This window comes from Lichenicoccus sp., assembly GCF_965277665.1.
Lineage (GTDB): Bacteria > Pseudomonadota > Alphaproteobacteria > Acetobacterales > Acetobacteraceae > Lichenicoccus.
Window position 1 is genome coordinate 2,025,247 of sequence record NZ_OZ255835.1, and the last position, 13,811, is coordinate 2,039,057.

12 protein-coding genes and 1 tRNA gene are annotated in these 13,811 nt (G+C 69.5%); 10 read left to right on the forward strand and 3 right to left on the reverse strand.

What is annotated here, in order from left to right; translation table 11 throughout:
- Positions 1-21 precede the first annotated feature (21 nt).
- Entirely contained in the window at positions 22-969 is a 948-nt protein-coding gene (locus ACQY4O_RS09275) for a complex I NDUFA9 subunit family protein (RefSeq protein WP_428375990.1), read from the reverse strand.
- Between the two features lie 217 nt (positions 970-1,186).
- Between ACQY4O_RS09275 and ACQY4O_RS09280 the strand changes: the two genes are divergently transcribed.
- The 10 genes from ACQY4O_RS09280 (at position 1,187) to ACQY4O_RS09325 (ending at position 11,498) form a co-directional block, all read left to right on the forward strand.
- A tRNA-Leu gene (locus tag ACQY4O_RS09280) sits at positions 1,187-1,273 on the forward strand.
- 63 nt (positions 1,274-1,336) lie between these two features.
- Positions 1,337-2,008 carry a ribonuclease D gene (locus ACQY4O_RS09285; protein WP_428375991.1) on the forward strand — a complete coding sequence of 224 codons (672 nt, stop codon included), beginning with the start codon at positions 1,337-1,339 and terminating at the stop codon, positions 2,006-2,008.
- 132 nt (positions 2,009-2,140) lie between these two features.
- Complete coding sequence (locus tag ACQY4O_RS09290; RefSeq protein ID WP_428375993.1) at positions 2,141-3,145, forward strand: KpsF/GutQ family sugar-phosphate isomerase; 1,005 nt, start codon at positions 2,141-2,143, stop codon at positions 3,143-3,145.
- Between the two features lie 46 nt (positions 3,146-3,191).
- Positions 3,192-3,935 (forward strand): LPS export ABC transporter periplasmic protein LptC, encoded by a 744-nt coding sequence (gene lptC, locus ACQY4O_RS09295; RefSeq protein ID WP_428375995.1) that lies wholly within the window; start codon positions 3,192-3,194, stop codon positions 3,933-3,935.
- The gene (locus ACQY4O_RS09300) at positions 3,935-4,999 is read left to right on the forward strand and encodes an LptA/OstA family protein (RefSeq protein ID WP_428375997.1); all 1,065 of its coding nucleotides are present in this window, start codon (positions 3,935-3,937) and stop codon (positions 4,997-4,999) included. The genes lptC and ACQY4O_RS09300 overlap by 1 nt, the downstream gene beginning before the upstream one ends.
- A gap of 25 nt (positions 5,000-5,024) precedes the next feature.
- Positions 5,025-5,792 carry an LPS export ABC transporter ATP-binding protein gene (gene lptB, locus ACQY4O_RS09305; protein ID WP_428378155.1) on the forward strand — a complete coding sequence of 256 codons (768 nt, stop codon included), beginning with the start codon at positions 5,025-5,027 and terminating at the stop codon, positions 5,790-5,792.
- A 10-nt stretch (positions 5,793-5,802) separates the two neighbouring features.
- Positions 5,803-7,320: an RNA polymerase factor sigma-54 gene (gene rpoN / locus ACQY4O_RS09310; protein ID WP_428375998.1), complete on the forward strand. Its 1,518-nt coding sequence runs from the start codon at positions 5,803-5,805 to the stop codon at positions 7,318-7,320.
- Between the two features lie 114 nt (positions 7,321-7,434).
- Positions 7,435-8,052 carry a ribosome hibernation-promoting factor, HPF/YfiA family gene (hpf, locus tag ACQY4O_RS09315; protein ID WP_428376000.1) on the forward strand — a complete coding sequence of 206 codons (618 nt, stop codon included), beginning with the start codon at positions 7,435-7,437 and terminating at the stop codon, positions 8,050-8,052.
- Entirely contained in the window at positions 8,049-9,164 is a 1,116-nt protein-coding gene (locus tag ACQY4O_RS09320; protein WP_428376002.1) for an NADH:flavin oxidoreductase/NADH oxidase, read from the forward strand. Before hpf ends, ACQY4O_RS09320 begins: the two co-directional genes overlap by 4 nt.
- A gap of 123 nt (positions 9,165-9,287) precedes the next feature.
- Positions 9,288-11,498 carry a hypothetical protein gene (locus ACQY4O_RS09325; RefSeq protein WP_428376004.1) on the forward strand — a complete coding sequence of 737 codons (2,211 nt, stop codon included), beginning with the start codon at positions 9,288-9,290 and terminating at the stop codon, positions 11,496-11,498.
- 231 nt (positions 11,499-11,729) lie between these two features.
- On the opposite strand, the gene ACQY4O_RS09330 is transcribed toward ACQY4O_RS09325, so the two are convergent.
- The gene (locus ACQY4O_RS09330; RefSeq protein ID WP_428376006.1) at positions 11,730-12,233 is read right to left on the reverse strand and encodes a DUF4142 domain-containing protein; all 504 of its coding nucleotides are present in this window, start codon (positions 12,231-12,233) and stop codon (positions 11,730-11,732) included.
- A gap of 12 nt (positions 12,234-12,245) precedes the next feature.
- Positions 12,246-13,808, reverse strand: a complete 1,563-nt coding sequence (locus ACQY4O_RS09335) for a cryptochrome/photolyase family protein (RefSeq protein ID WP_428376007.1) — start codon at positions 13,806-13,808, stop codon at positions 12,246-12,248.
- Positions 13,809-13,811 lie beyond the last annotated feature (3 nt).

Genomic DNA, 13,811 nt, shown 5'->3' on the forward strand with positions numbered 1-13,811 from the left:
GCGATAATGGCCGTTCCGGCCCTATTGCGGGATCTGCCGCCTGCCGCCGCCGGGGCGGTAGCGGTCCAGGTAGCCCGGCACGATCAGTTCCAGCGGCGTCGGCGCAATCCCGAGTGCCTCGAACCCGGCGGCCTGCGCCGCTACCACGTTGTCGCGCCCGAGCATGGCGAGCTGGTCGCGTGTCAACGGCTTGCCGGGGACGTGCTCGAGGATCGCGGCCTGCAGCCGTGCCAACCGCATTGGCACGTCGACCATGCGCGGCCGGCGCCGGAGTTCGTGCAGCATCCAGGCCATCAGCTCGCGAAAGCTGGCAACCCGCGGACCACCCAGTTCGAAGGTGCCCCCGGCGAAGGCGGCGCCATCCACCGAGTGCCGCACCGCCTCGGCCACGTCGCCGGCATAGACCGGCTGGAACTTCGTATCGCCGCAGAACAGCGGGAACACCGGGGCGAGCCGGGCGATGCCGGCGAAGCGGTTGAAGAAGGCATCCTCCGGCCCGAACACGATGGACGGGCGCAGCACGACGGCATCTGGGAAAGCGGCCCGCACGGCTTCCTCGCCGGCATGCTTGCTGCGGCCATAGCCGCTCGGGCTGTCGGCCGCCGCGCCGATCGCCGACATCTGCACCAGCGCGCTTGCTCCGGCCGCTGCCGACAGCCGCGCGACGCGGCCGGCGCCCTCGGCATGGACGCGCATGAAGTCGCCGGATTTCGCCTCGGCCAGGATGCCGACCAGGTTGACCACCACGTCGGCGCCCTCGACCGCCTGCGCCACGCTGGGCTCGTCAGCAAGCGAGGCATACAGCGGCACCACCTGGCCGACACGCCCCATCGGGCGCAGATCGTTGGCGCGCGACGGGCGGCGCACCGCCACCCGCACGACGTGCCCCTGCTGCGCCAGCCGCTTCACCACGTAGCGGCCCAGGAAGCCGGAGCCGCCGAACACCGTCGCAACACTGCGCGTCGCCATCAGGGAATGCGTCCTACCTGCATAAGGAGAGGCCGACAGAACGATCCGGCCGACAGATCGGCTGCATCACTAACGGAGGGCGCCACTTGCCTCAACCGCTGCCCGGACGGGGTAGCCGTTGCGGAACCGCACAAACCCGGCCCGCGCCAGTTGACGCAGCAGCCGGCGGCCGTTAGATCGCCCCACCACCCGCCGCTGCCGCGACGGTTGCCCCTCAGCCCAGGTGGCGGAATTGGTAGACGCGCAGGTTTCAGGTACCTGTGGCCGAAAGGTCGTGGAAGTTCGAGTCTTCTCCTGGGCACCACACACGAGTGACGCAGCACCCTTCGGTGGCGGCAGCCCGCCCGACAGGCGGGGTTCCAGCAAGATGCCACCTGCCGCGGAGAGGAACGTCACGCAGTTCATGCAGAACGCGACCATCCATCTGCACCGGCACGACCTGCCGGACGACCTGGCACTCGGCGGCAGCGTCGCCGTCGATACCGAGACGATGGGCCTGCTGCCGCATCGCGACCGGCTCTGCCTGGTGCAGCTCTGCGCCGGCGACGGCCAGGCGCACCTGGTGCAGATCGTGCCGCCCTCCCTCGGTGGCCGCGGGGCGGACTGCCCCAATCTCAAGCGGCTGCTGGCGGATCCGGCGACGCTCAAGCTGATGCATTTCGCGCGCTTCGATGTCGGCATCCTGCAGCATGCGCTCGGCATCACCGTGGCGCCGGTGCGTTGCACCAAGATTGCCGCCAAGCTGGTGCGCACCTTCACCGACCGGCACGGGCTGCGCGAGCTCTGCCGCGAGCTGCTCGGCATCGACCTCAACAAGCAGCAGCAGACCTCCGACTGGGGGGCCGCCGACCTGTCGCCGGAGCAGCTCTCCTATGCCGCGTCCGACGTGCTGCACCTGCATGCGCTGTGGGACCGGCTCGAGGGCCTGCTGATCCGCGAAAACCGTCTCGACCTCGCCCTCGACACCTTCGCCTTCCTGCCGACCCGCGCCAGGCTGGACCTGCTCGGCTACGACGCGCCGGATATCTTCGCGCACTAAAAGGGGAAGCCGGCGTCTGTCCGGGATTTGACCGGAACGGCCGCCGTGACCATACAGGGCGCGCGCGCCTGGCCGTCCGGCGACGGGGCCCGATCCCGGCGGCTGCGATGCGGAGTAGAAGTCCTGCGGACGATGACCGTGCAGAGCCCACCCCAGACTTCGGACGACCTGCTCACGGCCGCCGAATTGCTGCGTGCCGAGGCCGCCGGGATCTCCGCGATGGCGGCGGCGATGCAGCCCGGACAGGCACTCGGTGCCGCGTTCGTACGCACCGTGGACGCTCTTGCGGCATTGCCCGGCCGGGTCGTGGTCTGCGGCATGGGCAAGTCGGGCCATGTCGGACGCAAGATCCAGGCGACCCTCGCCTCCACCGGCACGCCGTCGCTGTTCGTGCATCCCGCCGAGGCGTCGCACGGCGACCTCGGCATGCTGCAGGTGGGCGATGCGGTGCTGGCCCTGTCCAACTCGGGCGAGACCGCGGAGCTCGCCGATGTCATCGCGCATTCCCGGCGCTTCGACATGACGCTGATCGCGGTCACCGGCCAGGCCGCCTCGACGCTGGCCCGTGCCGCCGACATCGTGCTGGTGCTGCCGGCAGCCGCCGAGGCCTGCCCGATGGGCCTGGCGCCGACCACCAGCACGACGATGCAGCTGGCCCTAGGCGATGCGCTGGCGGTGGCGCTCTTGCAGCGACGCGGCTTCACCGCGCGGGATTTCGGCCTCTACCATCCCGGCGGCCGGCTCGGCGCCCGGCTGCGCCGCGCCTGCGACCTGATGCACACCGGCGACGCGCTGCCGCTCGCCGGCCCGGACCTGCCGATGCTGCAGGCGGTGATGCTGATGACCAGCAAGGCCTTCGGCTGCCTCGGCATCACCGGTCCGGATGGCCGGCTGGTCGGCATCATCACCGACGGCGACCTGCGCCGCGCCATCGAGCGCGACCTGCGCGCGCTGCGCACCGGCGATGTCATGAATGCAGCACCGCGCACGATCCATGAAGGCATGCTGGCCGCCGAGGCGCTGCGGCTGATGAATGCGACCCCGCGCCCGATCACCAGCCTGTTCGTGCTGGACGCCGAGGGCCGTCCCGCCGGCATCCTGCATGTGCACGACCTGCTGCGCGCCGGGATCGCGTGAGGCATGGTCGTGGCTCTCCCGACTTGCGTACCATGGTCCTGACAGCGTGACGGCGACCGGTCCCCAGATCTCCGATCGGCAGGAGCCGAGCGCCGCCGCGGCCCGGCGGCGCATGAGCGTGCAGCAGGCGCCGTCGCATCGCCGGCCGCCGACCGAAATCGAGCAGGCCAGGCGCCGGATGCTGCTGCGTTCGGCCAAGTGGCTGCTGCCGGTCGCGGCGCTGCTGCTGCTGGGGTCGATCGCCGCCTGGCCGGAGCTCGACCGGTCGCTGAACGCCGGGCGCGTCGCCTACCGCGAGGCGTCCGCCGTCCGGCTGGATAGCGGCAGCATGCTGGGACCGCGCTATCGCGGCCTGGATGCGCACGGCCGGCCGTACATGATCACCGCGGATACCGCGCGCCAGGTCGATCCCGAGCGGGTCAACCTGAGCCGTCCGATCGCCGACATGCTGTCGCAGGGCGGTACCTGGCTTGCGATCAGGTCGCGCTCGGGGGTTTACATGCAGCACAGCCAGCTGCTCGACCTCTCGGGCCATGTCATGTTCTACCGCGACGACGGCACCATCATGACCGGCCCGACCGCGGGCGTGGACGTGCGGCGCGGCATCGTCGTCTCGGATGACTGGGTGCACGCCGAGGGGCCGTTCGGGGTGCTCGATGCGCAGGGCTACCTGATGTCGCAGCACGATGGCATCGTGCAGTTCCGCGGGCCGGGACGCATGATCCTCAATGACGACCATACCGCGCGCCCGCAACCGGCGGCTGCGACCACCGACCCGGGCCACTCGTGATGCGCCGTCTCGCGCAGTGCACGCTGTCGCCGCTCGCGCTCGCCCTCGCCGTCCTGGTCAGCCAGGCCGCGCCGGCCCGGGGCCAGGCGATCGACCTGTCGCATGGCGGCCAGATCACGGTCACCGCGCTGGGCGGCTTCGACTGGGACCAGAAGGCGCAGATCGTCACCGCCTATCGCGAGGCGCAGGCGGTGCGCGGCGGGGTCACCGTCACCGCCGACCGGCTGCGCGCCTACTACCGCAAGAAGGCGGTGCCCCCCGGGGCCGCCGCCAAGCCGGTCGCGGCCAAGCCCGGCTCCGGGCCGGCCAACGACGACACCGGCGCCAACGAGATCTACCGGCTCGAGGCGATCGGGCACGTGCACATCTTCACCGCGACCGACCAGGCGTTCGGCGACCACGCGATCTACGACATCGACCAGGCGGTTCTGGTGATGACCGGGCACGACCTGCACCTCACCACGCCCACCCAGCTGCTGACCGCGCGCGATGTCATGGAATACTGGTCGCAGACCCGCATGTCGGTCGGCCGCGGCAACGCCTCGGTAACCACCAACGATGGGCGCCGCCTGCGCGGCGATATCCTGGTCGGCTACAGCGCCCCGAACACGCCGCCGCCGGCGGGAACTCCGAGCAAGGCGCAAGGCAAGGCCACTGCCGCGAGTGCTGCCCTGGCCAAGCCCGGCAGCCCGGCCGACGATCCGATCCAGAGTTCCGGCAAGCTGAAGCTGGTGCACGCCTTCGGCCACGTGGTGGTGCGCACGCAGACCGAGACTGTAACCGGGGATCGCGGTGTGTACGTTCCCGATACAGGCATTGCGCGGATCGTCGGCAACGTCCACATCACCCGTGGGCAGAACCAGCTCAATGGCGCGGCCGCGATCGTCAACATGCATACCGGCCTCGCCACCATGACGGAGGATCCGGGAGCGCTCGTGCGGGGTTTGATCGTGCCGAACGACAATAACAGCCCGCCCGGGAGCAAGCCCGCAGCCGCGGCCGCGCCGGCCGGAGCCAAGTCGGCGGCGTCCAAGCCGGCGCCGTCCAGGCCGGCGACACCTTGAGCGGAATGGACACACCTTGAACGAGATGGGCCAGAACCCGCTGGGCTCGCTCGCCGACGATGCGTCGGGCATGGTCGGACTGTCGGCGCAGGCGGTCGGCAAGAGCTACCGCAAGCGCGCGGTGGTGCAGGATGTCTCGATCAGCGTGCAGCGCGGCGAAGCGGTCGGGCTGCTCGGGCCGAACGGCGCCGGCAAGACCACCACCTTCTATATGATCGTCGGCCTGGTGCAGCCCGACGAGGGCACCATCACCCTGGACGGCGCCGATATCACCCAGTTGCCGATGTATCGCCGGGCGCGCCTCGGCATCGGCTACCTGCCGCAGGAGGCCAGCATCTTCCGCGGCCTCAATGTCGAGCAGAACATCATGGCCGCCCTCGAGGTGGTGGAGAGCGATCCGCACCGGCGCGAGATGATGCTGGACGAGCTGCTGCGCGAGTTCGGCATCGCCCGGCTGCGGCGCTCACCCTCGCTGGCGCTCTCGGGGGGCGAGCGTCGACGCCTGGAGATCGCCCGGGCGCTTGCCAGCCAGCCGAGCTACATCCTGCTCGACGAGCCGCTGGCCGGCATCGACCCGATCGCGGTCGGCGAGATACGCGACCTGGTGAGCCATCTGAAGCATCGCGGCATCGGCGTCCTGATCACCGACCACAATGTCCGCGAGACGCTGGAGATCATCGACCGCGCCTACATCATGCATGGCGGACAGGTGCTGATGCAGGGCGTGCCGGAGGAAGTAGTCGCCCACGAGGACGTGCGCCGCGTCTATCTCGGGGAGAGATTTTCGTTGTAGCCTGCCGGCCATGGCACTTGGACCAAGGCTGGAGCTCAGGCACACACAGACCCTGGTAATGACGCCGCAGCTGCGTCAGGCCATCAAGCTGCTGCAATTCTCGAATCTCGAAGTCGCCGCCTTCATCGAGGAAGAACTCGAACGTAATCCGTTACTTGAGCGTGACGAGCGCGGCGAGACGACGCCCGAGCTGGCCGCCCTCGACCAGCGGCCGTTGCGGGAAGTGTCGAGCGAGCCGGTCTCCACCGACCTGCTGGTCGGCGCCGAGACCCTGCCGGACGCCGCCGCTTCGCCGCTGGATGCGGACTATGCCGAGCAGTTCGACGTGAGCGGCTACGACGCCGCGGGCAGCCTCGATGCGGGCCCGGGTCCGGACTGGAGCCGGTCCGGCGGCAACGGCCTCGACGGGCAAGCCGGTGCCTCCTTCATCGACAGCCTGGCCGACACGCCGCGTTCGCTGCGCGATCATCTCGGCGAGCAACTCAGGCTGGGTCTCGCCGATCCGGTCGACCGGCTGATCGGTGCCCACTTCATCGCCCTGCTGGAACCGGCCGGGCGGGTATCGATCGACGATGCGGCGCTGGCCCGCGCACTCGGCGTGTCGATCGCCCGGGTCGCCGCGGTGCGGGCGCGTATGGTGCGCTTCGATCCGGTCGGCCTGTTCGCGCGCGACCTGCGCGAGTGCCTGGCGGCTCAGCTGGCCGAGCGCAACCGGCTCGATCCGGCGATGGCGATCCTGCTCGACAACCTGGAGCTGCTGGGACGCCGCGAGTTGAAGCGGCTGCAGACGCTGTGCGGTGTCGATGCCGACGACCTGGCCGACATGGTGGCCGAGATACGCGCCCTCGACCCCAAGCCGGGCGCCGGCCACGACAGCGCCGCGCCGCAGCCGATCCTGCCCGACGTGCTGATGCGGCCCGGCCTCGCCGGCGACTGGATCCTGGAACTCAACCCCGAGACCATGCCGAAACTGCTGGTCAGCGAGGCGTTCCACGCCAAGGTCTCGCTGCGCGCCGGGCGCGACGACCGCCTGTTCCTGAGCGAGCGGCTGGCCAGCGCCAACTGGCTGGTGAAGTCGCTGCAGCAGCGGGCGCAGACCATCCTGAAGGTGGCCAGCGAGGTGATGCGTCGCCAGGACGGCTTCCTGCTGCGCGGCGTCGGTCACCTGCGCCCGCTGATCCTGCGCGACATCGCCGAAGCGGTCGAGATGCACGAGAGCACGGTGTCGCGGGTCACCGCCAACAAATACATCTCGACCCCGCGCGGACTGTTCGAGCTCAAGTATTTCTTCACCACCGCGATCGCCGGCGTCACCGGCGAGAGCCACAGCGCGGAAGCGGTGCGGCACCGCATACGCGGCATGATCGCCGCGGAGGACGCCATCTGCGTGCTGTCGGACGATGCGATCGTGGCCGCACTTCGGCGTGAGGGCGTAGACATCGCCCGCAGAACCGTGGCCAAATATCGGGAGGCCCTGCGGATACCAAGTTCCGTGCAGCGCAAACGGGAGAAAGCAATCTCCGTCTGATGTCCAGTCTCAGCCGGGGAGACAAATCCCCACTATAAAGCTGGCGTCCCACGCGAGCCCTGCCCCTCCCTAACTGGAACCGTTGGGCCCGAAACCGCTGGGGAGAGTGCACGCATGCAGATCAATGTTGCCGGCAAGCAGATCGACCTGTCCGATGCCCTGCGGTCGCGGGTCACGGCGCATCTCGACATCATCGCCGAGAAGTATTTCGACGATGCGCTTGAGGCCAACGTGACATTCGGGCGTGCGCGCAGCTTCTTCACCTGCGACATCAACGTACATGCGGCACGCGGCCTGCTGCTGCGCGGCGAGGGCGAGGCGGCGGACGCGCATAGCGCTTTCGACGATGCCGCCGAGCATATCGCCAAGCGGTTGCGACGCTATCGGCGCCGGGTCAACGAGCATGCGCGCGACCAGTCGCCGCGCCGGCGTCCGGAGATCGGGCGGCAATACGTGTTGCGGCAGGACGAGGAGCAGCCGCCGGCGGCGCGGCGTCCCGGAGCGACCGGGCCCGCTTCCTGGATGAACGGCTCGGCGTCGGGCGCCTTTGCCACCATCATCGCCGAGCAGCCCACCGACATCGCCCGCCTCACCGTGGGCGAGGCGGTGATGCGGCTCGATCTTGCCGATCAGGCCGTGCTGATGTTCCGCAACAGCGCCAGCAGCGAGATCAACGTCGTCTACCGGCGCACAGACGGTCATATCGGCTGGCTCGACCCGACCGCCGCGTGAGCCATCTGTTCGAGGCCTTACGGCTGGGCGAGCGGCGCCTCGCCAACCGCATCATCATCGCGCCGATGTGCCAGTACTCCGCCGACGAGGGCAGCGCCGGCGACTGGCACATGATCCATCTCGGCCAGCTCGCCTTGTCCGGGGCTGGCATGCTGATCCTGGAAGCCACCGCGGTCTCGCCGGCGGCCCGCATCTCGCCCGGCGATCTCGGCCTGTATTCGGACGCGAACGAGGCGGCGCTGGCACGGGTGCTGGCGGCGATCCGCTGGTATTCGCCGATCGTGGTCGCCATGCAGCTCGGCCATGCCGGGCGCAAGGCGTCCTGCCGATTGCCGTGGGAGGGCGGCGCACAGATCGCGCCCGGCGAGCCATCCGGCTGGCAGACGGTTGCCCCGTCGGATGTTCCGCACGCCAAAGGCGAGCACGCCCCGCAGGCGCTGGATCGCCAGGGGCTGGACCGTGTCCGAAATGACTTCGTGGCGACGGCGCGGCGCGCGGCCCGGCTGGGCATCGACGGGATCGAGATCCATGGCGCGCACGGCTACCTGCTGCACCAGTTCCTCTCGCCGATCGCCAACCACCGGACCGACGAGTACGGCGGCTCGCTGGATAACCGCATGCGGTTTCCGATCGAGGTGTTCGACGCGGTGCGGGCGGCGTTTCCCGCCGGCAAGCCGGTCTGGATGCGCATCTCGGCAACCGACTGGGTGCCGGACGGCTGGGATATCGAAGGCACCATCGCCCTGTCGCAGGCATTGAAGGCGCGCGGCTGTGCGGCGATCCATGTCACCACCGGCGGGGTGTCGCCCGATCAGGCGATCAGGCTGGCGCCCGGCTACCAGGTGCCATACGCGCAGCGGGTCAAGGCAGAGGTCGGACTGCCGACGATCGCGGTCGGACTGATCACCGAGCCCGAGCAGGCGGAGGCGATCGTGGCGCAGGGCGAGGCGGATGCGATCTCGATTGCCCGCGCCATCCTCTACGACCCGCGCTGGCCCTGGCACGCGGCAGCGAAGCTGGGTGGCCAGGTCCCGGCGCCCCCGCAATACCTGCGATCGCAGCCGCAGGGCCTGCAGGACCTGTTCGCGCCGGCCGGCTTCGGGCAGCGCTGAGACGACGCGGTTCGCAGGCGCCGTTCGACGCGCTCTGCCCGTTCATCTTTTATAAGATATTTTGCTGAATATTGGTCTCCATCGCAGCGCGCCTGTGCGCAGCCCGTCTGGGGACCATGTTCCATGTCGTTTTCTGATCTGACGCCGGCCGCAATCTCGACCCAGCCGATCTCTGTCATCGCGGCTTTGACAACGACCGACATTGCAAGCCTGTCGCAGAGCCAGATCGACGCGCTGACCGCGGCACAGTTCGCCGCCGTGAGCCTGGCGGACATGGGCGCGATCTCCAGCCTGCAGGCCTATACGATCTCCAGCACTGCGCTGTGCGGGCTGACATCGGCCCAGCTCGCCGCGATGTCGTCCGCCAGCGTCGAGGCACTCGAACAGAACCAGGTACCGGGCCTGACCACCGCGGCACTTGCAGGGCTCGCGCCCGCCGAACTCGCCGGCTTCGTCAACAACCAGATCCCCTACATGACCGCGGCGCAGATCGCCTCGCTCTCCACCGCCCAGATCCAGGCCCTCGGCGTCAACCAGCTGCTCACCCTCACCGTGCCGCAGCTCAATGCGCTGACCACGACGCAGATCGCGGCCCTCACCACCGACCAGGTCGCAGGCCTCGAGGGCAAGCAGTTCGCCGCCTTCACCGCCCGGCAGGCCGCAGCCCTCACCCTGGCCGACATGGCGGGGCTCGGCACCTACCAGGCGACGTCGCTCTCGCTCGCCGCGATATCCGCGCTGAACTCGGCGCAGATCGCCGCGATGACCTCGACCGCGCTCGGCGCGCTCTCGAACGCCCAGATCGCCGCCATCACTACTGCAGCTTTTGCCGGTATCAGCACCGCCGAGATCGCAGGCCTCACCGCCTACGCCGCAGGCCAGTTCCCCGCCCTGACGGCGGCGCAGATCGCCAACCTGTCGACCGCGCAGGTCGCCGCCATCACCTCGGGCGAGATCCTCGGCATCACCGCGGCCGAGTTGCACGCGCTCTCCACAGCCGAGGTTGCGGTCCTGACCGCGCAGCAGGTCGGCACCCTCACCGCGAGCCAGCTCGGCGCCTTCTCCGGCAGCCAGCTCGCCGCCGTCACCACCGCCGACATCGCCAGCATCGCCGCCACCAGAATCACCGGCCTCTCGAACACCGCCCTCGCCAGCCTCGGCTCCGCGCAGATCGCCGCCATCGCCACCGCCCTGCCGAGCCTGACCTCGGCCCAGGTCGCCGCCCTGACCACCGCCGCGCTGGCCGGCCTCACCACCGCCGAGTGGGCCAGCCTGACCAACACCCAGATCGCGGGCCTCGGCACCGGCCAGCTCGCCGCCCTGACCACCGCCGAACTCGCCGACCTCGGCACCGGCCAGTATCCCGGCCTGAGCCCGGCCGACATCGCCGCCCTCACCACAGCCCAGATCGTCTCGCTCGGCACCGCCTCGATCCAGGCGCTGTCGCAGAGCCAGGTCGCGGCGCTCACCAAGCCGCAGCTCGCAGCGATGACCCTGCCCGACATCGGCGCGATCACCACCCTGCAGGCCTACGTGCTCTCCAGCACCGCGCTCGCCGGCCTCAGCTCCGCCCAGCTCGCCGCCATGGCCACCACCAGCGTCGAGGCCCTCGAACAGAACCAGGTGCCGGGCCTGAGCGTCGCCGCCCTCGCCGGCCTCGCGCCCGCCGAACTCGCCGGCTTCGTCAACAACCAGATCCCCTACCTGACCACCGCCCAGCTCGCCTCGCTCTCCACCGCCCAGGTCCAGGCCCTCGGCGTCAACCAGCTGCTCAGCCTCACCGTGCCGCAGCTCAATGCGCTCACCACAACCCAGATCGCCACCCTCACCACCGACCAGGTCGCAGGCCTCGGCAGCAAGCAGTTCGCCGCACTCTCCGGGCCACAGGCCGCAGCCCTGACCACCGCAGACGCCGCAGGCCTGACACCGGCGCAGATCGGCTTCCTGGCCGCACCGCAGATCGCCAGCCTGGGTTCGGCGCAGGTCGCCGCCATGTCCGCGACGACCGTCGACGCGCTGACATCGGCGCAGTTCTCTGCTCTGGGAACCAAGGCGGTGGCGGTCCTGACCACTGCGGAAGTCGCCGCCCTGGGCAGCGCCAGCATCACGGCGATGTCCACGTTGCAGGTGGCGGCGCTGACCACGACTGAGCTCAGCGCACTGACGACGGCGCAGGTGCCGTTCATGACCAGCGCCCAGATCGGCGCGCTGAGCACGGCGGATGTTGCCAGCCTGAGCACGACACAGCTCGGCGGGTTCACCTACCCGCAGGCGATGGACTTCTCGCTGATCCAGCTGCATGCCTTGAACCAGGCGCAGTTCCGGGCCCTCTGATCAGCACCATCGTCCGACAACAACGATCCGGCGCGATGTTGCCAGCCTGAGGTACCCGCGAGCCTGATCAGCACCATCGTCCGACAACAACGATCCGGCGCGGGTGCGCCCGCGCTGGAGCCGTTCCGGCAGGGCGGCCGCCATCGGCGAGCGGCCTCTGGCCCGCGGACAGGCTGCGAAGCTCAGAGCGTGTCCGAGAATGCGCTACGCTGAGCGAGATCGGAGAGGCTCTCAGTCGCGCGCCGGGCCGATCGCCTTCAACTCGCCGACGTGCCGCTCGACGATGCGATGCGTCTCCGCGGCAAAGGCGCGCAGCTTCGGATCCGAACCGTTGCGCGCCTCGGCGGCGAAAGCGGCGCCGTCCTTGGCGTGGATGTCTTCCATCGCCCGCAGGTAGCCGCTGTCGAAGGCGCGACCCGACAGGGCGCGGAGCCGGTCGAGCCGGTCCTGGAACTGCGCCTTGAGCGTGTTCGGGAAGGTGATGCCGATGCCGTTGGCAAGCGACTTCAGCTTGTCGCCGACCAGCGTGTGGTCGTGCATCTCGGTGTTGCCCTGGTCCCTGAGGTCCTGGGTCGAGCCCTGGTCGGCGGCGACCTGGCCCAGCTTGACCTCGAACATGCCGCCCTGGCTGACCTTGGCGACGAACGCCTCGTCGGTCGGCGAGGCCGCGCGCGCCGACGGCGCCAGCAGAGCGACCCCAAGCGCCGCGGCAACGGAAATTCGGACCAGCAACATCAACAACACTCCTCAGGATGATGCGGTTGCAACGATGGCGGGAGGTTCCGGGTTCAGCCCGTCCAGGAACCGCCCCGCCTGCGCCCGCATGGCCGCGACGCGCGCGGGCGCCATGCGCGACAATGTCCGCACCGGCATCGCCATGCGCGGGTTCGCGCCGAGCCGCCGCTCGTGGCGTGCGATGAAGTCCCAGTAGAGGAAGTTGAACGGGCAGGCGCCATCGCCGGTGGCACGCTTCACGTCGTAGGCACAGTTGCCGCAATAGTCGCTCATGCGGTTGATATAGGCGCCCGACGCCGCATAGGGCTTGGATCCCATCACCCCGCCATCGGCGAACAGTGCCATGCCGCGCACGTTCGGCATCTCGACCCACTGGTACGCATCCGCGTAGACGACCATGTACCACTCATCGACCTGGTCCGGGTCGAGACCCGCCAGCAGCGCGAAGTTGCCGGTGATCATCAGGCGCTGGATGTGATGGGCGTAGGCATTCTCGCGGGTATCGCCGATCGCCTGCGCCATGCAGTTCATCGGCGTCTCGGCCGACCAGTAGAACCAGGGCAGCGCCCGACGCGCGCCGAGAGCGTTCTCGTGGCCGTAACCAGGCATGCGCAGCCAGTAGATGCCGCGCACGTATTCGCGCCAGCCCAGGATCTGCCGGATGAACCCCTCGACCGCATTGAGCGGCGCGCTGCCCTCGCGCCAGGCCCGCTCGGCGGCGCGGCACGCCACCAGCGGATCGAGCAGGCCGCAATTCAGCGAGGTCGAGATCAGGGCATGGAACAGCACCGGATCGCCGGTGCGCATGAAATCCTGCCAGTCGCCGAATGATGCGAGCCGGTCGGACACGAAATGATCGAGCGCCTCCATCGCCTGCTCGTGCGTCACCGGCAGATCGAAATGCGCGGTGACGCCGAAATGCGCGCCGAACTCGCGCTCGACGAGGGCCAGCACTGCCGCCGTGGTCGCATCCGGCGCGAACCGCGGCGGCAGCGGCGGCTGCGTGCCGGCCGGCATGCGCTTGCGGTTCTCCGTATCGAAGTTCCAGCGTCCGCCGACCGGAGCGTCGCCGTCCATCAGCACGTCGTGACGGCGGCGCATCTCGCGGTAGAAGAATTCCATGCGCAGCTCGCGCCGGTTCTCTGCCCAGTGCCGGAACTGGCCGTGCGAACAGAGGAAGCGCGTGTCGGGAGCGATCTCGACAGCAACACCGGCCGCCTCCTGCCACCCGGCCATGTCCTGCATCAGCCGCCACTCGCCGGCCTCGGTGACGACGATGCGCCGCGGCCGCAGGCGCCGCGCGGCGCGGAGCATCTCGCCGCGCAGCGCGTGCGTGTTGTCGGGGTCATCCAGTTCCACGTAATCGACGCCCACGCCGCGCGCGCGCAACCGGTCGGCAAAGTGGCGCATCGCCGACAACACCAGCACGATCTTCTTCTTGTGGTGCCTGACATAGGTGCACTCGTCGCGCACTTCGGCCATCAGAACCCGGTCATGCGCCGGATCGAGGCCGTCGAGGGAGGTGATGGCATCGGAGAGCTGGTCGCCGAGGATCATCCGCAGCGTGTGAACCATCGT